Annotated in this window: 20 protein-coding genes; 7 read left to right on the plus strand and 13 right to left on the minus strand. The window is 38.1% G+C overall.

What is annotated here, in order from left to right; all coding sequences use genetic code 11:
* Positions 1-200 precede the first annotated feature (200 nt).
* From BUA71_RS02085 to BUA71_RS02095, 3 genes are all read right to left on the minus strand, one after another.
* The gene (locus tag BUA71_RS02085) at positions 201-1,502 is read right to left on the minus strand and encodes an amidohydrolase family protein (RefSeq protein WP_072876216.1); all 1,302 of its coding nucleotides are present in this window, start codon (positions 1,500-1,502) and stop codon (positions 201-203) included.
* Between the two features lie 98 nt (positions 1,503-1,600).
* Entirely contained in the window at positions 1,601-4,594 is a 2,994-nt protein-coding gene (locus BUA71_RS02090) for an amidohydrolase family protein (protein ID WP_072876218.1), read from the minus strand.
* Positions 4,595-4,841: 247 nt separating this feature from the next.
* The gene (locus BUA71_RS02095) at positions 4,842-5,915 is read right to left on the minus strand and encodes a DUF3810 domain-containing protein (RefSeq protein ID WP_072876220.1); all 1,074 of its coding nucleotides are present in this window, start codon (positions 5,913-5,915) and stop codon (positions 4,842-4,844) included.
* A gap of 362 nt (positions 5,916-6,277) precedes the next feature.
* Here BUA71_RS02095 and BUA71_RS02100 point away from each other — a divergent pair, with 362 nt between their 5' ends.
* On the plus strand, positions 6,278-7,738 hold the full coding sequence (locus BUA71_RS02100) for an aminoacyl-histidine dipeptidase (RefSeq protein ID WP_072876222.1): 1,461 nt from the start codon (positions 6,278-6,280) through the stop codon (positions 7,736-7,738).
* A 116-nt stretch (positions 7,739-7,854) separates the two neighbouring features.
* On the opposite strand, the gene BUA71_RS02105 is transcribed toward BUA71_RS02100, so the two are convergent.
* From BUA71_RS02105 to BUA71_RS02115, 3 genes are read right to left on the minus strand one after another with little or no spacing between them, the layout of a single operon-like run.
* Entirely contained in the window at positions 7,855-9,012 is a 1,158-nt protein-coding gene (locus BUA71_RS02105) for a peptidylprolyl isomerase (protein WP_072876224.1), read from the minus strand.
* 45 nt (positions 9,013-9,057) lie between these two features.
* The gene (gldI, locus tag BUA71_RS02110; protein ID WP_072876226.1) at positions 9,058-9,618 is read right to left on the minus strand and encodes a gliding motility-associated peptidyl-prolyl isomerase GldI; all 561 of its coding nucleotides are present in this window, start codon (positions 9,616-9,618) and stop codon (positions 9,058-9,060) included.
* Positions 9,615-10,628: a DHH family phosphoesterase gene (locus BUA71_RS02115; RefSeq protein WP_072876228.1), complete on the minus strand. Its 1,014-nt coding sequence runs from the start codon at positions 10,626-10,628 to the stop codon at positions 9,615-9,617. The genes gldI and BUA71_RS02115 overlap by 4 nt, the downstream gene beginning before the upstream one ends.
* A 462-nt stretch (positions 10,629-11,090) precedes the next feature.
* Here BUA71_RS02115 and BUA71_RS02120 point away from each other — a divergent pair, with 462 nt between their 5' ends.
* The gene (locus BUA71_RS02120) at positions 11,091-11,510 is read left to right on the plus strand and encodes a nucleoside-diphosphate kinase (RefSeq protein ID WP_072876230.1); all 420 of its coding nucleotides are present in this window, start codon (positions 11,091-11,093) and stop codon (positions 11,508-11,510) included.
* Positions 11,511-12,182: 672 nt separating this feature from the next.
* Here BUA71_RS02120 and BUA71_RS02125 read toward each other — a convergent pair.
* Entirely contained in the window at positions 12,183-14,333 is a 2,151-nt protein-coding gene (locus BUA71_RS02125; protein WP_072876232.1) for a M3 family metallopeptidase, read from the minus strand.
* Between the two features lie 170 nt (positions 14,334-14,503).
* Between BUA71_RS02125 and azu the strand changes: the two genes are divergently transcribed.
* Both azu and serA read left to right on the plus strand, forming a co-directional pair.
* Positions 14,504-15,037: an azurin gene (gene azu / locus BUA71_RS02130; RefSeq protein WP_072876234.1), complete on the plus strand. Its 534-nt coding sequence runs from the start codon at positions 14,504-14,506 to the stop codon at positions 15,035-15,037.
* Between the two features lie 391 nt (positions 15,038-15,428).
* Positions 15,429-17,321 (plus strand): phosphoglycerate dehydrogenase, encoded by a 1,893-nt coding sequence (serA, locus tag BUA71_RS02135; RefSeq protein ID WP_072876236.1) that lies wholly within the window; start codon positions 15,429-15,431, stop codon positions 17,319-17,321.
* A gap of 217 nt (positions 17,322-17,538) precedes the next feature.
* On the opposite strand, the gene BUA71_RS02140 is transcribed toward serA, so the two are convergent.
* Positions 17,539-17,769 (minus strand): hypothetical protein, encoded by a 231-nt coding sequence (locus tag BUA71_RS02140; RefSeq protein ID WP_072876238.1) that lies wholly within the window; start codon positions 17,767-17,769, stop codon positions 17,539-17,541.
* Between the two features lie 201 nt (positions 17,770-17,970).
* On the opposite strand from BUA71_RS02140, the gene BUA71_RS02145 reads away from it, so the two are divergent.
* Entirely contained in the window at positions 17,971-19,353 is a 1,383-nt protein-coding gene (locus tag BUA71_RS02145) for an MATE family efflux transporter (protein ID WP_072876240.1), read from the plus strand.
* Between the two features lie 118 nt (positions 19,354-19,471).
* Positions 19,472-19,594 carry a hypothetical protein gene (locus tag BUA71_RS17905; RefSeq protein WP_262506729.1) on the plus strand — a complete coding sequence of 41 codons (123 nt, stop codon included), beginning with the start codon at positions 19,472-19,474 and terminating at the stop codon, positions 19,592-19,594.
* Between the two features lie 24 nt (positions 19,595-19,618).
* Here BUA71_RS17905 and BUA71_RS02150 read toward each other — a convergent pair whose 3' ends face one another.
* The 3 genes from BUA71_RS02150 to BUA71_RS02160 all read right to left on the minus strand — a co-directional run bounded on the left by BUA71_RS02150 (position 19,619) and on the right by BUA71_RS02160 (position 23,510).
* Positions 19,619-20,209, minus strand: coding sequence for a hypothetical protein (locus tag BUA71_RS02150; RefSeq protein ID WP_072876242.1), 591 nt, complete (start codon positions 20,207-20,209; stop codon positions 19,619-19,621).
* Positions 20,210-20,271: 62 nt separating this feature from the next.
* Positions 20,272-22,833, minus strand: coding sequence for an ABC transporter permease (locus tag BUA71_RS02155; protein ID WP_072876244.1), 2,562 nt, complete (start codon positions 22,831-22,833; stop codon positions 20,272-20,274).
* Complete coding sequence (locus BUA71_RS02160) at positions 22,827-23,510, minus strand: ABC transporter ATP-binding protein (RefSeq protein ID WP_072876246.1); 684 nt, start codon at positions 23,508-23,510, stop codon at positions 22,827-22,829. The genes BUA71_RS02155 and BUA71_RS02160 overlap by 7 nt, the downstream gene beginning before the upstream one ends.
* A gap of 61 nt (positions 23,511-23,571) precedes the next feature.
* On the opposite strand from BUA71_RS02160, the gene BUA71_RS02165 reads away from it, so the two are divergent.
* On the plus strand, positions 23,572-24,279 hold the full coding sequence (locus tag BUA71_RS02165) for an arylesterase (protein ID WP_072876848.1): 708 nt from the start codon (positions 23,572-23,574) through the stop codon (positions 24,277-24,279).
* A 157-nt stretch (positions 24,280-24,436) separates the two neighbouring features.
* On the opposite strand, the gene lpdA is transcribed toward BUA71_RS02165, so the two are convergent.
* Together lpdA and BUA71_RS02175 are read right to left on the minus strand one after the other, a co-directional pair.
* Positions 24,437-25,828, minus strand: a complete 1,392-nt coding sequence (lpdA, locus tag BUA71_RS02170) for a dihydrolipoyl dehydrogenase (RefSeq protein ID WP_072876248.1) — start codon at positions 25,826-25,828, stop codon at positions 24,437-24,439.
* 270 nt (positions 25,829-26,098) lie between these two features.
* A complete protein-coding gene (locus tag BUA71_RS02175) occupies positions 26,099-26,671 on the minus strand; it encodes a DUF2977 domain-containing protein (RefSeq protein ID WP_072876250.1) in 573 nt (190 codons plus the stop codon).

The following is a 26,671-nucleotide window of genomic DNA, read 5'->3' on the forward strand; positions in this document are numbered from 1 at the left end:
CAAATTTGCAAACTCGGTTCAAATTATTTTTAACAATTTGGCAAAATATCCTCGAGTTCTTCCAGACTTAATGTTTTTCCATTTTCATAATCCCGATTCGATTTTTCTGTTTGATTTATTAAATACTGTTCAGTAAATTATTTTGCATTTATGCAGTAAAATGATTAGTAATAATCGTTAACCAACATAATATTTAATCCTTACTTACTCGCACTTTCATATTTTTCCATATAGCGGTGGTAAAGTTCGGTTTGGTGGGTTTCCAGGCTAATTTCCCGTCCCTGGATGAAGGCATGGGTTAAAATATTTCCACGCATATCCAGGGCGTCCCCTTCGCTAATAAATAAAGTCGCTACTTTACCTTTTTCAAGGGTGCCAACTTTATCATCAATTCCTAAAATTTTAGCCGTGTTGGAAGTGATTAATTTTAAAGCTTCTTCTTTGCCTAAGCCATAGGCTCCGGTAGTACCGGCATAGAAAGGCAGGTTCCTGGTATTCATGCGTTCCATACTGCCACTGCTTTCCAGGGCTACTAAAACGCCTTTATTGTGTAGAATTCCGGCTAATTTATAAGGAAAATCGTAATCGTCATCTTCGTTATTTGGTGTGTCGTGGGGACGCTGTACCAATACGGCAATATTGTTGTCTTTTAATTCATCTATAACTTTATGCGCCTCATATCCACCAACTAGCGTAAGGTTTTTTAGGTCTTGCTCTTTTTTAAAATCTACCACATCCAGGATTTCTTTAGCTCCATCTACATGAATATAAACTCTTTTTTCTCCAGAAAATACGGTTTTCATGGCTTCGTAGGCTAAATTTGTCTTTTCCGGTTCACTGGAGAGGTATGCTTTAGCTTCAGTAAAAAATTGAGAAAGCTCTAAAATATCTTTTTCATATTCTTTACTGGCTTTATTTCCGGGATCTTCGCCGGCCCACCAGCGACCTCTTTTAAAACTGCTGGGCCAATTTATATGTAATCCGTCATCTTCTTTAATTACCGCATCTTCCCAATTCCAGGCATCAAACTGAACAATAGATGAGGTGCCAGAAATTCTCCCGCCACGGGGTACAATTTGTCCCATTAGCACTCCATTGGGGCGCATGCTTTCTACAATTTTACTTTCGGTGTTGTAGGCAATTAAACTTCTTATATGCGGTAACATGCTACCAATTTCATCTTCATCATCGGTGGCGCGTACGGCATCGATTTCTACCAGTCCCAGGGTAGCGTTTGGTGCGATAAAGCCGGGATAAACATGTTTACCTTCCGCTTCAATAATTTTGCCCCGATACTGCATTTTTGTAGCGGTGGCGTCCATCACCTGGGTAAGCTTGCCGTCTTCAAAAATAATTAAGCTGTTCTCAATAACTTCGCCATTGCCCAAATGGGCGGTAGCGCCAACAATGGTCACGGCTTCCGTTTGTTTTTTTGCCGGGGTTTGCTGGGCAAAAGAATTTCCTATACAACTAAACAGTGCAAGTATTATTAAGTATTTCATGTGTTTGTCATTTTAATCCCAATGTGGGAATTTGTCACAGGCTATAATCATCTCCCGTGTATCATTTATTTTCTGCGTTTGGCGCAGGCTTGATTTTTTTATTCTAATTCTTCTAAAGTTTCACAATGGAAAACTGTAGTCTCCTTTTTCGTCACTTTTTTTGTTTTCACACCTTTGTTTTTAGCGCTAAGCATTTGACCTATTAGCTGGGAACGCTGTTCTTTAATCTTATTCCGAAGCATTTTATCTTTTTCCAGATCAAAGAAAACTTTTCCCTGGATAAGGGTTTTTTCGGCTTTGGCATAAATAGAAAGTGGGTGGTCTGACCATAGCACCAAATCGGCGTCTTTTCCTTTTTTAATACTTCCCACCCGATCATCAATATGTAATAATTTCGCCGGATTTAAAGTGACGAATTTCCAGGCATCTTCTTCAGAAACACCACCGTATTTTACAGATTTAGCCGCCTCCTGGTTAAGTCTTCTACTCATCTCGGCATCATCACTGTTTATGGCAACCGTGACTCCCTGGCTGTGCATTATGGGCGCATTAAAGGGAATGGCGTCATTAACTTCATATTTGTAAGCCCACCAATCTGAAAAAGTAGAGCCACCGGCGCCATGCTCTTTCATCTTGTCGGCTACTTTATAACCTTCTAAAATATGGGTAAATGTGTTGATTCTAAAATCAAAATTTTCAGCCACTTTCATCAGCATATTTATTTCACTCTGAATGTAGGAGTGGGAAGAAACAAATCGTTCGCTGTTTAAAATTTCCACTAGCGTTTCCATTTCCAAATCCTTTCTAAACGCTTCACCACTGTTCTTTTTCTCTTCATATTCCCTGGCCCGCGTAAAATAATCGGTAAAAACCTGTTCTACGCCCATTCTTGTTTGTGGAAACCTGCTGCGGCTGCCCCAATTAGATTGTTTTACGTTTTCACCCAATGCGAATTTTATAAATTTCGGGGAGTTTTCAAAGATCATATCTTCGGCATCTTCGCCCCATTTTAACCTTAAAATTGCAGAACGTCCCCCAATAGGGTTAGCTGAACCGTGCAATAATTGAATTGTAGTCACTCCACCGGCAAGGTTGCGGTAGATGTTAATATCGCTGGGATTAATCACATCTTCCATAATCACTTCTGCGGTTGAATTATGCCCCGCTTCATTGATTGCTGAAGCTGCAATGTGGGAATGCTCATCTATAATTCCAGAGGTTAGATGTTTGCCGGTTGCATCAATAACTTTAGCATTTCCTGGGTTTAGGTCTTTTCCTATTTTTGAAATCTCTCCGTTTTTAATTAAAACATCGGTGTTTTCTAAAATCCCGTCTGCTTCGTTGGTCCACACGGTGGCATTTTTAAAGAGGATTTTTTCCTGTTTTGGTAATTCGGAAAAACCATAAGCTTTGTTTGGGAAACTTACCGGTAAAACTTCGTGGGTTTCCGGTTCATCGTTTTCCTCATCGTCTTCTTTATCTTCTTCCTTTTCCATTTTTCCTGCTGAAGTTTCTTTGGTCGCAGTAAAACTGGTTTCGGAGCCATCTTCCAGGTAAGCTATACCCTTAATATTATTCGCCTTTTCTGGTGTTTTGGCTACCAATCTTGTGAAAGCTGTTTTAGTAGTATCTGGCGAAGTAAGCAATAAGTTCATCCAATTATTGCTAAAAGTGAGTTTAGCACCTAATTTAGTATCGCCTTGCGTTACATTTGCTTTAGGTTTTTCAGGTTTTCCACTAATTTTAAGCTCATAATTCTCTCCGTCTAAGTTGAGTTGATAAGTACCGGTAATATTGGTGGTGTTTATGGGGTTAATAATTGCTCTTTTTCCCTGCACCCAATTTTCATAGATACTGGTTTCTTTATCAAAATAATCTCCCGAGGTCACTATGAAATTTGCCCAGGCTCCTTCTTTAAGGCTTCCCAATTCATTTTCCTTTCCCATTATTTTAGCGGGGGTGGTGGTTAAAGCGGCAAGGGCAGCTTTTTTACTCAAGCCATAATTCACGGCTTTAATTAAATTTTTTCTAAAATCTTTATCAACTTCCAGGTCGTGAGCGGTTATGGTAAAAGGAATGTTGTTTTCACTTAGCATCTTGAGATTGGCCGGTGCTTGATTCCAGGCTTTCATTTCTGCCAGGCTTACATTTTCTGCCATAAAAGGATCTGCTACATCAAAAGCCTCTGGAAAATTGAGCGGGACGATAAAAGTCTTACCTGATTTTTTTACTTCTTTCAAACGTTCATATTCTTTTCCGTCGCCCAAAATCACATAATCCACATCAAATTCATTACCTATTTTGGCAGCTCTTAAAGCGTCCAGTAAATTATCTGTAGCAAAAATTTGGGTGAGGTTTTTATTTTTGTTCAAAGCTTCTAAAGCGAGATCTTTATTCTTCGCATTCCCTTTTTCATACCAATCGGCATCCATATAAGCCTGGCGAATTAATGCCATCGCGCCCATTGTTGAGGTAGGATAAGTCTGTCTCGATTTTTTACTTTTGTCAAAAGACAAAAATTGTGACGAACGATTTTTAAGAATTCGTTCTCCTTCTGTGCCTTCTGGAGTTAAAGCTACCAGCATCCCGCTTCCTCTTATAATACCGTCTGGCACGTGGGTATTTACAACTCCAAAACCTGCTTTGTGAAGAGCGGAAGCCGTTTTTTTATCATACTTAAAAGATTTTACAGCTTCAGTTTCAGGTCTAATATGATCATTCCAGTAATATCCTTCCCGGTTAGCGTCATACTGCGGTTGCCCATTTCCTTTGCCGGCAGGTGTTGGTTTTTTAATTCCGAAGCTACTGTATAAATCTATAAAAGAAGGGTAAACTTCTTTTCCTTCTAAATCTACGGTTACAGCATTTTTAGGAATATTTACCGATTTCCCTATCGCGGTAATTTTACCATCTTTTACCACAAAACTGCCGTTTTCAATCACATTTCCCGGACTCGTATGAATTCTGGCATTTTTAAATACGCGGTAATTGGTTTGGGGATTTTTAACCCCGTCATTTTTGGGGAAGTATTCCTGGGCTTTGCTCTGCAGGCTTATCAGAAACACAAGACAAAGTAAAAGTCTTACTTTCATAGATCTTAAGTGGTTTAATTTGCGCTAAAGCGGTGTAAATTAAGAAAATTAATGGAAAGTCAATGGTCATTTTTCATGAATCACTATAAATGTTGAACCACGATAGTTAACTACCATATTCTAAGGGAAATTATCCCGTGTTTATTAAACGTCGAGCTTATTTGCCTTCAAGACAGAAGATCACCAAAATGCATCAGGATTTCCTTAGTGTTTTGAAGCATTCGTGGCTTTATTTCAATATCCGGGATTAAAGTCGGTTTTTTTCTTCGGAAAAATAATTTACCAAAAGCGCTACTACATAACTATAACTTTTCATTCCCCCGGCTTGATTGTTTACAATAAGAAAACGGTTGTAAAACATTTTAAAAAGCGGTTCAAACGGATTTTGATGGGCCAACCAAAATTCATCTACTTCCATATAATTGGCGAGTACACCTGGTTTGATTTCCTTCTTTAGGGTTTCAAATTTCTCGGGATCCCTACGGTAAAGCTCGTTAAGGCAATAACGAAGTGCAAAAGTATAGCCAGAATATCGAAAATAAGCATCGGGATGGTTCATGGTATTTAGACAGGCGATAAAATTTGCTTCATTTTCTTTAGCAAAACCCAATTGATGCCCTACTTCGTGACTGGCGGTAGTGGGGATTTTATAAGGCACAATTTGCGTGTTTACCTGGGCTTCTCCGGTCAACGGATTTAAATAACCATTAAAGCCCATATAACTTAACGGGATGCTGAATAAAGAACGTTTTAAAGATTCGCCGCGATAGGTAAGCTCGGGATAAGTCTTGCTTAGATTGGAATAACCGGCTATGGTTTTTTCAAATAACTCATTTTTCGAATAGGGAATGTTAACTTTTGCTGAATCGTTTTCAGCCAGGTTGGTATGTAATTTATTCGAATCAGAAATTAATATTTCAGAAAGTTCATAGAGCTCTTCGGTGGTGTATTCATAACCTATCTCCAGGCTTTGATGCAATGGAAGACGATAATAATTAAAACCCCAAAAAATATGAAAACAGGCGTAAATAATAGATAAAACCGCCAGGGCATCCAGCATCCAGTCTCCGGGTTTTCTAAATTTCTGTTTAAATCTTTTTATGAGCCAACGTATGAGGAAAATCCCGAAGAAAATATATAAAACATCCCCAAGCGAAAATGGAAGAAAGCCGTGACCAAAGCGCATGAGCATAGAAATTTTTGGATAAAAAAACTGACTATACCAGGTTTCTACCAGCTGGGAATAGCCGGCCAAAAACATGATAAAAACAATTTGCAGCGGTAAGAGCACCGCCAGAATTAAGCGTCCTTTTTTCTTCACAATTCAAAAATACGATTATTACTATTTATGACCTTCAAAAGAAATTTATTATTGGTAAAACATAGTTGCTATGTAGCATGGAGATTAATCTCGGGAACATTCGGGTTAATTTACTTAATAATCGAGATTTAAATGCTCCGAGGTTTGCCTCGAAATCAAATTACTACTCCTTTATATGAGAGACCTCACAGGTCTCCGAGACCTGTGAGGTCTGAGTTAATTCGGTTTTTTCGATTTTTATAATGTGACAGGTTTACAAATTTACTAATTGTATTCCGGGTTAAATTAGGCTTAAAAGGACCTTAAATTTTCCTGCTTTGCTAATTACCAATATCTTTGCGAAATATATAAAATATGAGATAATGAATGAAGAAATAAGAGCATTAGAACCTAAAATATTATGGAATAAGTTCGCCGATCTAAACGCGGTGCCACGACCTTCAAAAAAAGAGGAAAGGGTAATCGAGTTTATGAAAAAATTTGGGAATGACCTTAATTTAGAAACGTTGGAAGATAGCGTGGGGAATGTGGTGATTAAAAAACCTGCAACTCCCGGAATGGAAGATAGAAGGCCAATCGTATTGCAGTCGCATTTAGATATGGTGCACCAAAAAAATAACGATACCGATTTTGACTTTGAAACAAGCGGAATCGATATGTACGTAGATGGAGACTGGGTGAGGGCCAAAGGCACCACACTTGGCGCGGATAACGGTCTTGGGGTTGCAAGTATGATGGCAATTTTAGAAAGTGATGAGATTGCACATCCAGCCATTGAGGCTTTATTTACTATAGACGAGGAAACCGGGATGACCGGTGCCAAAGGTTTGGACGAAGATATTCTTAAAGGTGACATTTTGCTAAACCTGGATACCGAAGAGGACGATGAAATAGGGATTGGTTGCGCCGGCGGTGTTGATATCACTGCGCTAAGGGATTATGAAGAAGAGGACACTCCGCAGGATACAGTGGCTTATACCATTAAAGTGAAAGGCTTAAATGGCGGTCATTCTGGAATGGATATTATCAAAGGCCTGGCCAACGCTAATAAAATTATGGCGCGCTTGCTTTATCACGCTCACAATAATTTTGAAATGCAAATAGGCAGCATTGAGGGTGGCGGATTAAGAAATGCTATTCCGCGGGAAAGTGAAGCTTTGGTAGTGGTAAATAAAGAAAATACTGAAAGTTTTAATACTGAAATCCTGAAGTTGAAGCAGGACATTAAAACTGAATTTGCAGCTCTCGAACCTACTTTAGACGTTGTAATTTCTGAAGCTGAAGCACCGGGTAAGGTGATGAAGCGAGAAGACCAGAAAGATGTAGTGTTAGCCATGACAGCTGCCCATAACGGAGTTTACAGAATGAGCCCCGATATAGAAGACCTGGTAGAAGCTTCCAATAATATAGCCAGTGTAAAAGTAGGGGAGGGCAAGGTGAAAATAAACTGTCTTACCAGATCCTCGGTTGAATCTTCTAAAGACGCTTTAGCAAATAGTTTAAAAGCTGCATTCGAACTCGCGAATTTTGAAGTAAAATTATCTGGCGAATATCCCGGTTGGGCGCCAAACCCAAATTCTGATATTCTACAGGTAGTAGATAAGCTTTATGAGGAAATGCACAATGAAAAAGCCGATGTAGCCGCCTGTCACGCCGGTTTGGAGTGCGGAATTATTGGAAATCATTATCCAAAAATGGATATGATTTCTTTTGGTCCTACCATTAGGGGAGCACACTCTCCAGATGAACGTGCCAGTGTTTCTTCAGCTCAAAAATACTGGAAATTTTTATTGGAAGTGTTGAAGAATACTCCGAAGAAATAGAGTGCAGTAGAGAGGAAAGAAAATAGAAAAAAGAGACAAGAAGATAGAATGTTGAATTTTCTTTACTATTAAATAAAAAAGCTGTTTGAAAATTGTTCAAACAGCTTTTTTGTTTTTTAGAAATCTATTGAATGTTCCGGGTTATTTTCTCCCTGAACTCCTACAAGTTCTACTCGAAATACCAAATCTGTATTTGGTGGGATCACGCCACCGCCGGCGCCACGTTCACCGTAGCCTAAATGACTTGGGATATAAAGTAAAGCCTTATCACCAATTTTCATTTGCTGCATTCCTTCTTTAAATCCGGGGATCATAGGAGCGTCTGGACCATAAGCTACTACCATTGGGTTGTCATAACCGCCCTGGGCATCCCTATTTGGGTTAAAAAGTCCCATTTCCTGAGCGAGTTCTTTTTTATTGGTGTCAAAAATATCGCCATCTTCAAAGTAGCCTTCGTACCAAACCTGAACCATTTCACCGGTTTTAGGTTTTTCGCCATCACCTTCTTCTTCAAAATAGATTTTTAATCCGCTGTCTAAAGTTTTAGCTTCGTCTTTGTGGCTTTCAAACTCTTCAGCATTGGCGGTCATAGCCTCTTTGCGTTTTTTGGCTTCGGCTTCTTCTTTATCTTTTAAATCCTGAAGTCCTTTTTCAAACTTTTTGGGAGCATCAAAATTTTCGGCAGCTTTGCCTTTTCTTATGATGTTTACCTCTTCCATAGTTACCGGTTCTTTTGGTTTGTCCCTTTGGCCTGTTTCTACCTTCCCAATGGCATCTACCACATCCTGGCCTTTAATTACTTTTCCAAATACGGAATGTCTTCCGTTAAGATTTGGTGTTGGTGCCAGGGTTATAAAAAACTGACTTCCATTCGTACCTGGACCGGCATTGGCCATAGAGAGGATTCCTTTAGCGTCGTGCTGCAGGCTATCTACAAACTCATCGGGAAATTTATAACCGGGGCCGCCAGAGCCTGTGCCGCTGGGATCTCCTCCCTGGATAACAAATCCGTCTATAATGCGGTGAAAGGTAAGGCCATCGTAGTAATTTTTACCTTTATAAGTGCTATCCACCATTTTATTAGTCCCTTCGGCCAGGGATACAAAACTGGCTACAGTAATAGGAGTTTGGTCAAAATAAAGCTCGGCAATAAAGCTGCCTTTGTTGGTTTTAAATTCTGCATACATCCCGTCCTCAAGATCGGGGTATTGATCATTACAGGAAATCATGGTAATTACCATGGCAAATAATACTAAAAATTTACTGGTTCTCATTGAATATAAAAATTAAAGGCCTTTTTTGCCGGCCCTGGGTTTAACTTAATTTTCTGGTTTTAATTCTTCTCTTTCGGTTACTTTGTTTAAAGTGACTTTGGTCTTGATAGGTAAATTGCGACCTATTTTATTTTTATCTCCATAATAGCCATAAGCTTTATAAGACGGAAATAAAAAAGTTACCGTTTCTCCTTCTTTCATCAGTTTTAATCCCTGGCGTAATCCGCTAAAAAGTTTCTCCTGATCTATCGCATAGGTTCTAGTTTCTTTTTCGCCTTCAGCATAAATTGCCTGATTATCTAAAGTGGAAATGCTATAATCAAACTCTACAATATCGCCAAATTCGGGATTTGGTTTATTGGTAGAATCAGATGTTTTTTTGTTGTAAACATACCAGAACCCATTTTGAGAAGGTTTGTATTCCCTGGTAGAATCCTCCTTTATAATCGCTTCAATCTTAGCTACTTCCTTTTTCAATAACTCCTGGTTTTTAGTTATAGATTCACTAATGTAACTCCCGGAATTTTGGCTCACAGGGTAACGAGCTTCAGGTGATTTACAGGCGCCCAAACTTATCATCGCGATAAAAACGAAAATTCGCTTCATCCTTGTAATTGTTTATATTCTGGCAAAATACTATTAAATTTCTCTAATGTTTCTTCCAGGCTTAAGCTGCTTTTTCCACCGGCCGCGTTATTATGACCACCGCCTTCAAAATGTGCCCTGGCAAATTTATTTACATTAAAATCACCTTTAGATCTAAACGATATTTTAATAATATTTTCCTGCTTGTTTTCTATAAAAATAACCGCAAAAATCACACCTTCAATACTTAAACCATAATTTACGAAACCTTCGGTATCTCCTTTTTGAAAATTATTTTTGTCCAATTCTTCCTGCGATAAACTAATATAAGCGGTTTTATATTCCAGTTTAACCCTTAAATTTTGTAGCGCAGTGCCCAGCAATTGCAATCTATTTTCGCTAAAAGTATCGAAAATATTATTGTGAATTTCATCATTTACCGCCCCTTTGTCCATGAGGTCGGCAATTACACGATGCGTTTCCGCGCTGGTGGCACTAAATCTAAAAGAGCCGGTATCTGTCATAATCCCCGTGTAGAGACAGGTAGCAATTTCAGGAGTTATTTTTTCAACCGCTCGTAGTTTATCTATAAAATGATAGACCATTTCACAGGTAGAACTCATTTCGGCATCACTATAGGTGTAATTTGCAAAATCTGAAGGTTCGCGGTGATGATCTATCATTATAAAAACCGCTTCACAGGCCGTTAATGTTTCCTGCATATCGCCAGATCTCGACAAATGGTTGAAATCTAAGGCAAAGACAATTTCAGCGTCGTTTAATAAAGCTTCGGCCCTGTCTTTTTCTTTTTCATAAATAACTACTTCATCATTTCCAGGCAGCCATTTTAAAAATTTTGGATACTCATTGGGTGAAATTACATTTACATTATGCCCCTTATCTCTTAGAAAATGCATAAGACCAAGGGTGGCACCCATCGCATCCCCATCTGGTCCTTTGTGAGGAACAATTACTATATTTTTGGCTTGAGAAAGCTCTGCGGTAATTTCTAAAATTGCTTGTTCTATCATATCTTAAATAAACTAACCGGGTAATTCTTTATATTTAAAATTACCGTAGGCACATTCAAATCTCACTTTGTGCATAAATATACAATTAATTAAGAGTTGCTCAATACACACTATAAAGCATTTATATTTCCTTCTTTAGGCTATAATTTAATTCTATTTGTTGTGACCTCCATTACAAAAATGCAGATTTATAAAATTGAATATTTATTTTTATGAGAACAAAACAACGAAAATGAAAAATAATATTCCGTTATTTTTCAGGTTTTTTCTCTTTATTTCCTGCGGAAGCAGTACTGCTGATAAATAAAAAACTGTAAACAGCAAGCCTGAAACTTATCACCCCACAAAAACCCAAAAAACTTTGAACCTTAAACCTCGAATTCAATAGCATAAAATGCTTAAAAAGTAACTTGTTTTTGCATGGGAATTAATTATTTTTGCCAAAATTAAAAAAACCATGTAATGGCAGGAAAAAGAACATTCACCATGATTAAGCCAGATGCTGTAGAAGCAGGGCATATTGGTGCGATATTAGAACAAATTACCGCTTCAGGCTTTAAAATTGTAGCGTTAAAAATGACGCAAATGGCCACAGCCGATGCCCAGGAGTTTTATGCAGTGCATAACGAACGTCCGTTTTTTGGAGAATTGGTGGAGTTTATGACCCGTGGACCAATCGTAGCTGCAGTGCTTGAAAAAGAAAATGCAGTAGAAGATTTTAGAGCCTTAATAGGGGCTACAAATCCAGAGGATGCTGCCGATGGAACCATTAGAAAAAAATATGCAAAATCTGTAGGTGAAAATGCCGTTCACGGTAGTGATAGCGATGAGAATGCAAAAATAGAAGCTTCTTTTCACTTTGCAGGAAGAGAAATGTTCTAAACATTTTTTCGAATTATTTTAAAAGCCATTAGGATTATTCTTAATGGCTTTTTTGTGTTTTAAATTTTAATCGCGGAGCGATAGCCAGGGGTTTAATTCCCCGGGTCTTGCCTCGAAATAAAAGAACTTTTTTCGTGAGCATACTTCATATCCTTGGGTAGAGGTTGTTGCTTCGCAATCTGCAAATAAAAGCCACTAATTCACGAATATTTAGAGTCTCAGTGATTTTTTAGTCTTAGAAAAACTGATTTTGATTGATTAAATTTATCTAAATTCTATCAAATATCAACCCTTCCGACTTCTTCCACTTTCGCATAAGAAGCCACCTTCCCTTCGAAGGGAAGGAGCTTTTTTAATTCACCTAACTCACCCGATAGACCTGCTCCCCTCATTTTAAAGGAGGGAACGAATTCAGCTCTGCTGAAGAAGGGTTGGTTGTGTTTTTTTCCTCATCTGATAAACTCTACTTAAATTTAAAAAATTGATACATTTTAAAGTCGCTTGAAAAATTGTTAATCAACGCCGCAAAAACCTCATTGAATACTGGCACGAAGCAACTTATTTCTTCCAGACAGCCCATCTCTATCGCCTCTTATTTTAAATGATAAAAAATCCCGCCTGGAAAAGCAGACGGGATTAATTAAGCCTGAGATTTATATGATTTTTACTGAATTAGTTTTTTTCTTCCGAAACCGGAAAACCCCTATCGCGCATAAGTGCGTTAATTTTAGCATCGCGACCTCTAAATTTCCTGTAAGCTTCAGCAGGATCCATAGCATTTCTAGGTGCAAATAGATACTTAACTAATTTCTCGGCCATATTTTTATCGTAAAATCCGCCGGGCGATTCAGCAAAAGCTTCAGCAGCATCTGCCGTCAGGACATCGGCCCATAAATAACCGTAGTAACCGGTAGCATAACCTTCGCTAGAAAATATATGTCCGAAATGTGGCGAACGGTGCCGCATCACAATTTCGCTGGGCATCCCAAGTGAATCTAAAGTTTCTTTTTCAAATTTACGAGGCTCAATTTTATCGGGATCTGTAGTGTGATACTTCATATCCATTAAAGCAGACGCTAAAAACTCGGTAGTGGCAAACCCCTGGTTAAAAGTAGAGGCTTTTTTAATTTTGGCTACCAATTCATCTGGGATTACCTCGCCTGTTTCGTAATGTTTCAGGAATTTATTGATCACGGCATCAGTAGATAACCATCGTTCTAAAAGCTGCGATTGAAATTCGGTATAATCCCTCACACCACTATTAAGCGTTGGGTATTTAATATCTGCAGATAAAAAGTGCAGGGCGTGACCAAACTCGTGAAAAAATGTTTCGGCATCATCCCAGGAAATCAAAACCGGTTCACCCGGTGCAGGTTTAATAAAATTGGAGTTATTGGAAGCCAAAACAGGTTTTGCACCTTCCAGCTCTGAGTAACTTCTATAAGTTGTGGCCCAGGCTCCAGAGCGTTTTCCTTGCCGGGCATAGGGATCGAGGTACCAAAGGCCTATCAATTCCCCAGAGTCTTTGTCGTTTACTTCCCATACTTTTACATCTTCGTGAAAAACAGGAACACTTCCTTCTTCTACCGGTTCAAAATCAAAATTAAAAAGTTCACCGGCAGTATAAAATAAAGCCTGGGTTAAGTTCCCAAGTTCCAAATATTGTTTTACCTCTTCACTATCAAGATCATATTTCTTTTTCCTAACTTTTTCGGCATAATAACGATAATCCCATGGCTTAATGGTAATATTGGCACCTTCACTTTTGGCCACGGCCTGCATATCTTCAACCTCTTCTTCAACGCGGGCAAGGGCGGCCGGCCATACAGCTTCCATTAACTCCATAGCATTTTCGGGATTTTTGGCCATTCTATTTTGCAAACGCCATTGGGCAAAATTATCATATCCCATTAACTCAACACGCTCGTCCCTTAGCTTTAGAATCTTTTTGATAATTTCATTATTGTCATACTCATCATTATTATCACCGCGCGAGTAGTAATTGTTCCAAACTTTTTCGCGTAAATCCCGCTTATCTGAATAGGTTAAAAAAGGATCCATGGAAGAACGGGTGTTTGTTACCGCATATTTTCCTTTTTTCCCACGAGCTTCAGCCGCACTTGCCGCCGATTTCACATACGATTCCGGAAGTCCATCCAATTGATCTTTATCTAAATACACTACATAATTCTCTTCATCTGCCAGTACATTATTTGAAAATTTTGTGTACAGCTGGGAAAGCTCTTTATTAATTTCAGCATAACGCTTTTTATCCTGTTCGTTTAAATTAGCGCCCTGCATCGCGAATTCTTCATAAACAAGATCTATTACCCGTTGTTCTGGTGCCGGTAAAGGATTTTCTTCAGAAGCTTTATAAACTGTTTTAATTCGTTCAAAGAGTTTCTTGTTTTGAGATATTTTAGAACTATATTCTGAAATTTTAGGAGAAAGCTCTTTTTGTACTTCCCTAAATTCGGGACTGGAAATATTACTGCTAAAAATTCCGTAATAAGTGAATACGCGGCCTAACTGGTCGCCGCTATCTTCCATAGGTTTAATAGTATTCTCGAAAGTAGCCGGCTCTGGATTATTGGCAATTTTATCAATTTCCTTTAAATGGTTTTCCATAGCTTTTAGCATGGCTGGTTTAACCATCTCTACTTTCATTTTTTCGAATTCCGGTACACCACTGTATGGGCCATCCCATTCTTCTAACAAGATATTATCCATCGTTTTTTGATCTTGATTTTGATCCTGGGCATTCACTTGCAAACCGGTAGCGATTACAAAAATACCCAGGCCTTTTATTAATTTCGATTTCATTTAAATTGCTTTTTAATTATAGGCTTTGAAGGTACGGAAAATCATAAATAAAAACGTAGTATTTTTATAATCCTAATTTATTCATAAATAAGTTAAAAACGGGGCTTCTACTAAGGCTTGTTTTAAAAATACCTTATCTTTGTGGGCAACTAACGCAAAAATTAAACGCAATGAAAATGTTAAGTAAATCTCTTCTAGTTTTAAGCACTATAGCAATGATTGCTTGTGGTGATAAGAAAGAGAAAAAAGATCAAATGACTATTGGAAATGGTAGTACCAGCGAAGCTTCTACAGAAAAGTCAAGCGAAAGTACATCTGCTTCAAATGAAGATATGGTAGAAGTTATTATAGAAGGTAACGACCAGATGCGTTTCAACAAAGATGAGATTAAGGTGAAAGCGGGCCAAACCGTTAAATTAACCTTAAAACATGTTGGTGAAATGAGTAAGGAAGCAATGGGACACAACTGGGTACTTTTAACTCAGGGAACCAATATTAATGAATTTGGACAGAAAGCGGTAGATGCAAAAGACAATGATTATATTCCAGAAGGATCAGATCAGGTTATCGCTCACACAAAATTAATTGGTGGAGGAAAAACTACAACTATCGAATTTACAGCTCCAGAAAAGGGAACCTACGATTTTATTTGTAGTTTTCCTGGTCACTATTCTTTGATGAAAGGAAAATTCATCGTAGAGTAATTTAAGACCAAAGTAAATAATTGTAAAATGCCTTTGCAACATTAGAGTTGTAAAGGCATTTTTTTATTTTCAAATTTTAAAGTTTTCAGTAAAAAACTTTCTATCTTTCTATATTTTGATAGTATAACATTTATTAAGTGCTCTTTTTACATATTCATCAAAATAAGAAATCATCATGATTTTAGTTGTTTAATTTTAAGAAAATTAGCTGCTTAGACTGCCTAAAAATGGTAGCTTTAGGCCTCATTTAAAAGCCAGTTGGAAATACGGAGAATTTTAACCTTGCTGTACTAAAATTATCGTTTTTTAACCTGGTATTTATCTAATAGAATGAGTAATTGAAAATAACAATGTTTCCTGGTAAGTTTTACCGCTATTTAGTGTCTTAATTATGAGTGAAAAGAAGAATTTTGTAATCGATTTTGATAGTACTTTTACCCAGGTAGAAGCCCTGGACGTTCTGGGAGAAATTTCCCTGGCTGGAGATCCTGAAAAAGAGCAAAACCTCAAAGCTGTAGAAGAGTTAACCGATAAAGGTATGAAAGGTGAAATGTCTTTTCGGGAATCTTTAGTGGAACGGCTACGCCTTTTAAAGGCCAATAAAAAACATTTACCAGATTTAGTAGCTAATTTAGAGGATAGGGTTTCCTCATCTTTTGTAAGAAATCGCGAATTTTTTGAAGAGCATCACGATAATATTTTTATTGTTTCCAATGGGTTTAAGGAATTTATTGTACCCATAGTAGCTCCTTATGGTATTAAAAAAGAAAATGTTTTTGCTAATACTTTTATATTCGACGAAGACGATAATATTGTAAGCTTTGATAAAGAAAATGTACTTTCTTCCAATAATGGTAAAGTAGAACAATTAAAACAGTTACAATTAAAAGGTGATGTTTTTGTTATTGGTGACGGTTACACCGATTATGAAATAAAAGCAGCCGGGCTTGCCAATAAATTTTATGCCTTTACCGAGAATATCGAACGGGCGAATATTTTAGAAAAAGCAGACCACATCACCCCAAGTTTAGATGAATTTTTATTTGTACACAATATGAACAAAGCAATTTCTTATCCCAAAAACCGAATTAATGTACTACTTCTGGAAAACGTTCACGAAGATGCGGTGAATATTATGAAAGAAGAAGGATATAACGTTACTGTTCACCCTGGAGCGATGGATGAAGATGAGCTTTGCGAACGTATCAAAGATGTTTCTGTAATTGGAATAAGATCTAAAACGCAATTAACTAAAAAGGTATTAGAAAATGCCAATAGGCTAATTGCTGTGGGAGCATTTTGCATAGGAACAAACCAGATAGATTTACAAACTTGCTTAAAACGGGGGGTTGCTGTTTTTAATGCACCATATAGCAATACCCGCTCGGTAGTAGAGCTGGCTATTGGGGAGATAATTTTACTAATGCGAAACCTCCCCGATAAAATACGCTTAATGCACGAGGGTAAATGGGAGAAATCTGCTACCAATAGTTTTGAAACCCGCGGAAAGAAACTCGGAATCATTGGTTATGGAAATATTGGAGCCCAACTTTCTGTAGTGGCAGAATCTGTTGGTTTTGATGTTTATTATTATGATGTGGAAGAGAAATTACCTATGGGTAATGTGACAAAATGCAATTCGCTTAAAGAACTCTTGCAAACGGTAGATATTATTAGTCTGCACGTAGATGGCCGGAAAGAAAATAAAAATCTAATTGGAGAGAAGGAATTCGGCTATATGAAAGAAAAAGTGATTTTTCTTAATTTGAGTAGGGGACACGTGGTAGATATTCACGCTTTGAAGAAAAATATTGAATCGGGGAAGATTGTTGGAGCGGGAATAGATGTTTTTCCTGAAGAACCTAAAACAAACCAGGAGGAATTTATTTCAGAATTAAAGAATTTGCCCAATCTTATTTTGACCCCGCATATTGGCGGAAGCACACTTGAAGCCCAGGAGAATATTGGTAATTTTGTGCCGAATAAAATCATAGAATACATCAATACGGGAAGCACCACTAATTCTGTAAATTTCCCAAATTTGCAGCTTCCGGTGCTCAAAAATGCACACAGGCTTATTCATATTCACGAAAACAGACCGGGTATCCTGGCCGAAATAAACCGAATGCTCGCAAGTCATGATATCAATATTGAAGGCCAGTATTTAAAAACGAATGAAACAATTGGTTATGTGATTACAGATATTGATAAGCGATATGATAAGGCGGTCATCAAAGATTTAAAAGGGTTAAACGGTACCATACGCTTTAGAGTGCTTTATTAGACTATTAGGAAAATATTATCCCGCTATGGAGTTTTTATATAAAAACCATAGCGGGATTTAAGATGTTATTTTCTGATAATGTTGTAACTACCAATTAGCGTAAAATCAAAACCTAATTTAATTGTAGTTAATTGATATTTGGTAGTCTATAATGACCAATTATTCCAGAAATGTATGAAGTTGGTCAAATTTATACTATAAATCAGGCACATTTCGATTAACCTATATTGAGTTCACGCTCACACTGCTCAGCTTTGTGATTGCGAAAATAGTTCACCAGTTCCACAACTTTAAGCGCTGCATTTTCCGTTTCGTAATGAAAAGAAATCTTAGTGCTCTTCTCATTTGGGAAAATATTGGTTATTTCTTTAATTTTAGATAGTTCAGCACTAATGCTGGCAATACAATTTTTGCAATTTAGTTCTTCTAAAAAAATACTCGCTTTCATAATTCACGCTGGTTTTGGATTACTCGATAAATATAACCTAATTAATACCGCGAAAATATGATTGAGATCAGGTTATGGAATAAATTTTAATGAGCATTTTTTAATAGAGCCTTGAGGGCGTGTTAATTTTAATGAATATTTATGTTTAAAAATAAAGCTAAGAATATAATTTTCTTTAATTGGGGTTAAAATTGAATACAATTGCAAAAAAAGAAACAGTCCAAAAATTTTACCGAAGGAAGACTACTTAGTTCCCTGGCAAACTTAGCCTGGCCTATTATACTGGCTAACATTTTACAAACAGCCTATCAATTAATCGATACTTTTTGGCTGGGAAGATTGGGTGCAAATGCAGTTGCAGCAGTAAGTATAAGTTTTCCTATCCTATTTTTAATAGTTTCGCTGGGAGCCGGTTTAACGCTTGCCGGTACTGTTATTGTTTCCCAATATAAAGGTGCCGGAAACGAAAACCAAGTGGATTACAGCTCTTCCCAAACCGTTTTTGTCATTTTTTTTATATCGGTAATCCTGGCGGTGATAGGCTACTTTTCATCGGCACCATTAATGAAATTAATTGGAGCCGGCCCCGAAATATTGGAGGATTCTGTGAGCTATTTTAAAGTTTCTAGCTGGGGATTTATTTTTCTTTTTATGTTCTCTGTTTTTCAATCTTTGATGCGGGGAATAGGCAATGTACTGCTTCCTATGTATATCGTTTTAGCTACGGTCTTTTTAAACCTGGTATTAGATCCATTATTCATCTTCGGATTTGGCCCTATTCCTGGGTATGGGGTTCCCGGTGCCGCGGTAGCCAGTGTGATCACCCAGGGACTGTCTGCACTTATTGGAATGATGATTCTCTTACGCGGAAAAAAAGGAATTAAAATTAACTTTAGCCAGATGAAAGTCGATTTTTCCTGGATGGAGCGTATGTTTAGAATTGGTATTCCATCGAGTTTAGAAATGTCCACCAGGGCGGCGGGAATGACGGTAATGGTTATGCTGGTTACGAGTTTTGGAAGTGAAGTAGTAGCCGCTTATGGGATAGGCAGCCGGGTTTTAAGTTTAATCGTGGTGCCAGCTCTGGGATTTGCCATTGCTACAACGACACTAGTAGGGCAAAATATTGGAGCCGGAAAAATAAAAAGAGCCGAAAGAATTGGAAATTTAAGTACTAAAATTGCTTTTTTCGGACTTACAGCAGTGGGGCTTGTTTTATTTTTTCTGGCCGAGCCAATTACCCGCTTTTTTGTTCCAGATGATCCCGGCGTGATTAGGGATGGTACTTTGTTTATTAAAATTATGTCCCCAAGTTTTGGGGTTTTAGGTGTGCAACAAGTTTTAAACGGTGTTTTTAACGGTGCCGGTTTTACCAAAGCTTCTTTGTTAATTTCAGTTTTCTCACTTTGGATGGTGAAGTTTCCTCTGGCTTTTCTTTTATCCAATAATACTGAGCTGTCTTTTGTGGGGATTTGGTGGGCTTTCCCATTATCTAATTTATTGGCAGCAATAGTTGGATTTATCTACTTTAAGACCGGCCATTGGAAAAGACGAACAATTCGTTATAGACATCGCGAATTTTAGTTTAATCAAACTATTACTGTTGAAATTAGCCGTCATTAAGACGTAGGAGGAATCTTTTTTATCAAAATAAGGATTCTTCACTCCGCAAGCTGGGTTCAGAATGACAAACTAAGGCATTATGAATGTAATGCAAACAGGAGCCAAAGATGTAGGTATTCGCTTTTTGTTACAACCAGATAAAAAAAATCTAGATGAAAAAAAGCATTCCGAATGGTATAAGATTCCAATCGAAATGCTTTAGTTTATTTTTTTAAAATAGTAAAGACTAGTTATCAGCTGGCGTGATCATAATATGGGCACGGTGAGTTCCTGGATCCATTAACCAGGGCATTCCGGGTTTATGTGGTTTGTCTGGCATTCCGGTAGATTCTGTGGTGGCGAAAGGGGTATAAATCACATACCTTATCTTAGAATTTTTAATCTCTCCGGTTTCATGGTTTAGATTTTCTTCTTTTCCGGAAACTACATACAACATACTCGGGGCATCGGGCATTTTTAAACTGCCGTTTTCAACTTCTTTTTTTCTCGTTTCCCGCAAGGTCATCATATCTTTACCTTCGGCTCTCAGCTCTCTTCCCCGCGCCATAAAATCATCTAATTTACTGTTATAGCAACTTACAGAAATTCCTTTACCGTTGGGATTATCGGCAAGGCAGGTAAGGTTATTAGTGCCTTTTCTTAGCAGCACTACATTTCCGTTTTCATCGTAGCCATAGACTGTTACCGCGTCACGATCTTCTTCAGGAGCGGCCTGACTCGCCATTTTTATTTGTAATTCTTCTGAAAGTACTTTGTTCTGGGCTATTCCGCTAAAGCCAAATGCTATTAGCGAGAGACTGTAAATTATTTTCTTCATATTTATATTTTTTATCTTCAGAAATACTTCTGAAGTGGTTGAATTTAAAGTTACACAATTTATCAGACTTCCTTCCTAAGAATTTCTAAAGGTGGTTTTCTTATAATCTCCAGGCTATTGCTAATTCCAATAATTAAAACTAATAAAGTTACCCCTGGAAGTACGACCAGAAAAGGAAATAAGGAAGGGGTAAAAGCAGTTTCGAAAACAAGGGCGGCCAGTAGCTGACTGCTAATTAAGGATAAAAACACACCAGAAAATGCTCCTAAAAGACCCAGAAATAGATATTCTAAAGCGACAATTTTAAAGATTTGATGGTTCTGCGCTCCCAGGGTACGTAAAAGTACATTTTCCCGTATGCGCTGAAATTTACTAATCCTTATAGCACCCAGCAGCACAATTATGCCTGTAAGAATACTAAAAAATGCCATAAAATTGATAATCCAGGATATTTTATCCAATAACTTTTCAATGACACTAAGCACCTGCCTAAGATCAATTATAGAAACATTAGGAAACTCTTTCACCAGGCTTTGTTGCAATTTTGCTGATGCAATTTCATTTGGAACCTTAGTGGTAATCACATGAAATTGTGGTGCTTTTTCTAATATGCCTTTTGGAAAAACAAGGGAGAAGTTTATTTGCATTTGAGACCAATCTACCTGGCGAATGCTTTTTACAACTGTATTCTTCAATAGCCCCTGGATATTAAACACCACTTCATCCCCCAGAGCAACTTTGGCGTCCCTGGCAAAATTGTCACTTATTGAAATAGGAACAGGATCGGCGTCGTTAGCTTCAGCAATAAATTCCCCGCTTACGAGACTTTCAGAATGAGTGAGGGAATCCCTATAGGTCACCCTAAATTCATGATCTAAAATCCAATTGTTAATTTGCGAGCTGCTGTCTTTTTTAATTTCCATATTGGTTTTGCCATTTATGCTGTGCACACGCATGGTCACAATAGGAATGTTATTTAAAACGGGGAGATTAGAGTTTTTTACAGTTTCTGCCACCGCTTGCTTTTGTTCGGTTTGAACATCCAGGAGTATCATATTGGGACTATTCGCCTGGGACTCTACGGAGGTTTGCGCAAGGAGCAAGTCCTTACTAAAATACAGCGTACTTATTAAAAAAGTTCCTACGCCAATAGCAAGAATTAGGGTGATTGTTTGGTTTTGTGGCCTAAAGAGGTTTAGCAAACTTTGCCTGGCTAAAAACCCCCAATTTTTAGGAAAAAAGCGCTTTATGAGTTGCATAAAAAGCTTTGCTATTCCCGCCAGAATTGCAAACGTGATGAGAATGCCCCATACAAAAGCAAGAGAGTATTTCCAATTTTCTAATAGCCATAGAGAGAATAAAAATATAAACAGGAAAATGGCCAAAGAAACGAGAAATATGGCTTTTCTTGATTTTACATTCTCTTTTAATTGCACCCGAAGTGCCTGTAGCGGTGAAATGTAAAGCGTACCGATTAAAGGATATAGGGCAAACAATAGCGACATAAAAATACCAAGTGAGATTCCCATAAAAATCACTTGCCAGGAGATAGTGGGTTGTACATCTACCGGGAGTAAACCTTCTAAGAGCCAGGGGAAAATTTGTTGCAGCACCAGCCCTAAAGCAGTACCAAAAACCCCACCAATCAAGCCCATAATTGCCACCTGGATCAAATAGATTAGAAAAGTCTGTTTTTTGCTGGCGCCAAGGCATTTTAAGACGGCAATCGCACTTTGCTTTTCTTTAATGTAGATGTTTATCGCACTGGCAATCCCTACACAGCCAAGTAAAAGTGCGATAAATGCCACAAGGTTAAGAAATTTACCAAAATTTTGATAGCGTTTGCCCAAACGTTCACTGGTGGAAATATGGGTTCGTAAATTGGCATTTTCGAGATCTAAAACCGGCTTAAGCTCTCTATCCAATCGTTCTAAATCTGTATTGGCATCTTTAAAGTAATATTTATAGCCAATACGACTTCCAGTTTGAATAAGATCGGTTTCTTGAATCGAGGGATACGGTATAAGCACCGGCGGGGCTATAGAACTAAATAACGTGGCGCCACCGGGAACCGCATCTAATTTCCCGATAACCGGGAGTTGGAGCTTACCTATTTTGATACTATCGCCAGTTTCTATTCCCAATTGCAGCATTAGGGTGGCATCTACTAAAGCGCCCTCTTTTTTCCGAAAAGTTTCTGCCGCAGCAGCGGGCCGCGTTTCTAAGGCACCGTAAAAGGGAAAACCACTTTCTATCCCTCTCACTTCTACAAGCCGGGTAGCTTCGGTACTATTAAAAGCGCCCATAGACACAAACTTAATTTCCCGGGAGTCTGCCCCACCCAGGGAATCTATAATTTGTTGCGTTTTCTCGTTTGGAAGTTCGTCTATTTCTATTTTATAATCGGCGCCCATTAGGGCTTTAGACTTAAGCCCAATATTGTCTTTAAGGTTTACACCAAAGGATTGGATGGAGACTACAGCAGCAATTCCCAAAATTATAGAAGCCATAAATAAACCCAGCTTTTTCTTGCTGGCTTTACCATCCCGCCAGGCCATTTTAAAAAGCCAGCCCAAACCTGCCTTAGCACTATGTTTATGAGGTCTTTTATTTTTATTTACCATGTTTTCTCATTTTCCACAATGCGACCTCCTTTTAGACGTAGAATTTGTTGTGTTTTTTTAGCCAATTCAAGATCATGAGTTACAATAATTAGGGTAGTACCGGCTTCTTTGTTAAGTTCAAAAAGTAAGCTGACTACTTTTTCACCCGTTTCGCTGTCTAAATTTCCGGTGGGTTCGTCGGCAAATAAAATTGAAGGCCGGTTGGAGAAAGCCCTTGCTAAAGCCACGCGTTGTTGCTCGCCACCAGAAAGTTGTGAAGGATAATGATGGGCGCGATTACTTAACCCCACTTTTTCTAATAATTCTTTTCCTATTCTTGTCGCTCCTTTGTCTCCCTGAAGCTCTAAAGGAACCGCGATGTTTTCTAATGCGGTAAGACTGGGGAGTAATTGGAAATTCTGAAAGATAAAGCCTACTTTTTGATTTCTTAAAACAGCATTTTCATCTTCGCTAAGTTTCCCCAACTCTTCATTACAAAGATGAATACTACCGGAGTCTGGCCTGTCCAATCCCGCACAGAGTCCCAAAAGAGTAGTCTTTCCACTGCCAGATGGCCCCACGATAGCAAAAGTTTTTTGCGCTTCTACTTCAAAATTAATATCGTATAAAACCTGTAATTTCTTTGTGCCGCTGGTGTAGCTTTTCTCTAAATTGCGAACGTTTAATATCTTTGCCATCTTATGCTGAATTAAATAGAGGCAAAATAAGAAAATGATTTCGATTAAAAACCTGAATGCTATGAGAAACTTATTGCTATCCTGTAGTTTTTTATTTACGGTTTTGTTTTTTTCCTGTAAAGAAAATAATAAGCAGCAAACTAACAGTGAACCGGTAAAAAATAAAACTTCTGAAATACAGAATAACGAAAAAGAAGATGAAAAAAGAACTATTCTTTTCTTCGGAAATAGCCTAACAGCGGGAATGGGTCTGGAATCTCAGGAGGCCTTTCCGGCTTTAATTAAAGAGCGCATAGATTCTTTGGGTTATGACTATAAAGTGGTGAACGCAGGGTTAAGCGGAGAAACGACCGCAGCCGGAAAAAACAGGTTAGATTGGGTATTAACCGATAATGTTGCTGTTTTTGTTTTGGAACTGGGCGCAAATGATGGTTTGCGGGGAATACCGCTTAGTGAAACCAGAAAGAACCTGCAGGAAATGATTACTATGGTGAACGAGAAAAACCCCAATACCAAAATAATCCTGGCGGGGATGCAACTTCCGCCGAATATGGGGGAAGCATATACATCGGGGTTTCGGGATATTTTTCCCGATTTGGCTAAGAAAAACGACCTGGAGTTAATACCGTTTCTATTAGAGGGAGTAGCGGGTAAACCAGAATTAAATCAGGAAGATGGGATTCATCCTACCGCCAAAGGTTATGAGATAGTAGCCGAAAATGTTTGGGATGTTTTAAAGGACGTAATAGAAAAGAAACCGACTTCTTAATTTGAGTAAAATCTTTCCTGATTATTAAGAATAAAAAAGACGGTATTGAGAATACTGCAGCCGTCATTGCGAGGAACGAGGCAATCTGCATTTTGAGATTACTTCACTTCGTTCGTAATGACGTTTACATTCAATACCGTCTTTCTACATATTTACATTAAATATGAATTACTTCGTCGTAGGCTGCGGCTACAGCTTCCATTACCGCTTCACTCATTGTTGGGTGCGGGTGAACTGCTTTTAGCACTTCGTGACCAGTCGTTTCCAGTTTGCGACCCAGTACAGCTTCAGCAATCATATCGGTAACGCCGGCTCCAATCATATGGCAACCTAACCACTCTCCATATTTCGCATCGAAGATTACTTTTACAAATCCGTCAGATTTACCTGCAGCTTTGGCTTTTCCGGAGGCGGAGAATGGGAACTTTCCAATTTTTAAATCATATCCGGCTTCTTTGGCTTGTTTTTCTGTCATTCCTACCGAGGCAATTTCAGGAGTAGCATAAGTACAACCGGGAATATTTCCGTAGTCTAAAGCTTCCACATCCATGCCTTTAATTTTTTCTACGCAAAGAATACCTTCCGCAGAAGCAACGTGGGCAAGGGCAGGACCGTGAACTACATCTCCAATGGCATAAATACCATCAACATTGGTTTTGTAGTAGTCATCTACCACAATCTTATCTTTTTCAGTCTTGATTTTTAAATCTTCAAGTCCAATATTTTCAATATTGGTTTTAATACCTACTGCAGAAAGTACTATATCTGCTTCTAAAGTTTCCTCGCCTTTTTTGGTTTTCACCTTGGCTTTTACCTTTTTTCCAGAAGTATCTACACTTTCTACCGAAGAATTGGTCATTACCTTAATACCGGCTTTTTTGATACTGCGCTCAAATTGCTTAGAAACTTCTTCGTCTTCCAACGGTACTACGTTAGGTAGGTACTCAACCACGGTAACCTCGGTTCCCATCGCATTATAGAAATGGGCAAACTCAACACCAATGGCCCCAGAGCCAACCACGATCATGGATTTTGGTTGTTTATCGAGATTCATTGCTTCACGATATCCAATTATTTTCTTACCATCCTGTTTTAGGTTAGGCAATTCCCTGGAGCGTGCGCCGGTAGCCACAATAATATTATCGGCCTGGTATTCTGTGGTTTTATCCTTATTATCGGTCACTGCGACTTTCTTCCCGGACTTTAATTTTCCGAAGCCTTCAATAACGTCAATTTTATTTTTTTTCATAAGGAATTGCACACCTTTGCTCATCCCACCGGCTACATCACGGCTACGCTTTATTACTTTAGAAAAATCTTTATCGGCTTTTTCCAGGCTTAAACCATAATCTTCGGCGTGTTTTAGATAATCAAATACCTCGGCACTTTTAAGTAAGGCTTTAGTGGGAATACATCCCCAGTTGAGACATACACCGCCTAAATTTTCTTTTTCTACAATGGCGGTTTTAAAGCCTAATTGTGAAGCTCTAATGGCAGTTACATAACCTCCCGGGCCACTACCTAAAATAATGATGTCGTATTTACTCATTTTTGAATATTTTTTACGCTTATTAAATAACCCCGGGACGAACCCACAAGGCGTTTCCCGAACTATCGGGATTGAAAAAATAAAAATATTTCAACGGGTAGTCAAAATATTTTATATGCTCACTAAGTGAATGCGAATTTAAGGAATAAAGAATTAAACTGAAAGTTTTTACAGAACGTATGCTGGGAAAGAAATAAACCGCATAAAAAAAGTCACCACAGTTTTTAACACTGTGGTGGCTGAATAATCCTTCTTTATTCGAATTTGAAATTACTGCTTAAGCGTTTTTACTTTTTGAATATCGCTTTCCTGGATGTTTAGCGATTTCATTACAGAATTTATATCAGAGCTTTTAAAACTTGCATTTTCATAAAAATCGGCTGGAATTATAGCTACTCTAAAAACCTGATCTTGTGTAAAATCGTCGTCAAGAGTGCTTAAATCGTAATTTCCGTCAATAAAAATTTCGGTATCAACAAATGTGTGATTAGAAACATATTGTATTGTTCCATCGTCAGTAAAGAAATTTTGGGGTAGCATACTCCATTCATCTACATCGCTCCCATCATCTAATTGTCCAACTGCATCCAGACGATAAACTACTACAATATCTGTTTCCAGAACTTCAAAATCTGTAAATTCATTAAAAGCTATTAAATCTGTAGTCCATAAGTTTGAATCATTAATGTAGCGGAAGTCAGAATTAATTTCAAAAATAGCGGCCTGGCTACTTCCATCACCCGGAGGTCCTTCTGGGCCCGGAGGTCCTTGTGGCCCGCGATCGCCATCACAGGCGGTGAATAAAAAGGTGGTCATAAATAAAATTGAAAATATCTTTTTCAT

This window comes from Salegentibacter echinorum, from assembly GCF_900129445.1.
Classification (GTDB): domain Bacteria; phylum Bacteroidota; class Bacteroidia; order Flavobacteriales; family Flavobacteriaceae; genus Salegentibacter; species Salegentibacter echinorum.

Excerpts from the sequence above, each read along its gene's own strand:
- BUA71_RS02165 (WP_072876848.1), top strand. The coding sequence starts at position 23,572 with ATGAGAAACTTATTGCTATCCTGTAGTTTTTTATTTACGGTTTTGTTT.
- gldI (WP_072876226.1), bottom strand. The coding sequence starts at position 9,618 with ATGAAGCGAATTTTCGTTTTTATCGCGATGATAAGTTTGGGCGCCTGT.
- BUA71_RS02125 (WP_072876232.1), bottom strand. The coding sequence starts at position 14,333 with ATGAAATCGAAATTAATAAAAGGCCTGGGTATTTTTGTAATCGCTACC.
- BUA71_RS02105 (WP_072876224.1), bottom strand. The coding sequence starts at position 9,012 with ATGAGAACCAGTAAATTTTTAGTATTATTTGCCATGGTAATTACCATG.
- BUA71_RS02175 (WP_072876250.1), bottom strand. The coding sequence starts at position 26,671 with ATGAAAAAGATATTTTCAATTTTATTTATGACCACCTTTTTATTCACC.
- BUA71_RS02115 (WP_072876228.1), bottom strand. The coding sequence starts at position 10,628 with ATGATAGAACAAGCAATTTTAGAAATTACCGCAGAGCTTTCTCAAGCC.
- BUA71_RS02120 (WP_072876230.1), top strand. The coding sequence starts at position 11,091 with ATGGCAGGAAAAAGAACATTCACCATGATTAAGCCAGATGCTGTAGAA.
- BUA71_RS02100 (WP_072876222.1), top strand. The coding sequence starts at position 6,278 with ATGAATGAAGAAATAAGAGCATTAGAACCTAAAATATTATGGAATAAG.
- azu (WP_072876234.1), top strand. The coding sequence starts at position 14,504 with ATGAAAATGTTAAGTAAATCTCTTCTAGTTTTAAGCACTATAGCAATG.
- BUA71_RS02150 (WP_072876242.1), bottom strand. The coding sequence starts at position 20,209 with ATGAAGAAAATAATTTACAGTCTCTCGCTAATAGCATTTGGCTTTAGC.
- BUA71_RS02090 (WP_072876218.1), bottom strand. The coding sequence starts at position 4,594 with ATGAAAGTAAGACTTTTACTTTGTCTTGTGTTTCTGATAAGCCTGCAG.
- BUA71_RS02140 (WP_072876238.1), bottom strand. The coding sequence starts at position 17,769 with ATGAAAGCGAGTATTTTTTTAGAAGAACTAAATTGCAAAAATTGTATT.
- BUA71_RS17905 (WP_262506729.1), top strand. The coding sequence starts at position 19,472 with ATGAATGTAATGCAAACAGGAGCCAAAGATGTAGGTATTCGCTTTTTG.
- BUA71_RS02085 (WP_072876216.1), bottom strand. The coding sequence starts at position 1,502 with ATGAAATACTTAATAATACTTGCACTGTTTAGTTGTATAGGAAATTCT.
- BUA71_RS02155 (WP_072876244.1), bottom strand. The coding sequence starts at position 22,833 with ATGGTAAATAAAAATAAAAGACCTCATAAACATAGTGCTAAGGCAGGT.
- serA (WP_072876236.1), top strand. The coding sequence starts at position 15,429 with ATGAGTGAAAAGAAGAATTTTGTAATCGATTTTGATAGTACTTTTACC.
- BUA71_RS02160 (WP_072876246.1), bottom strand. The coding sequence starts at position 23,510 with ATGGCAAAGATATTAAACGTTCGCAATTTAGAGAAAAGCTACACCAGC.
- lpdA (WP_072876248.1), bottom strand. The coding sequence starts at position 25,828 with ATGAGTAAATACGACATCATTATTTTAGGTAGTGGCCCGGGAGGTTAT.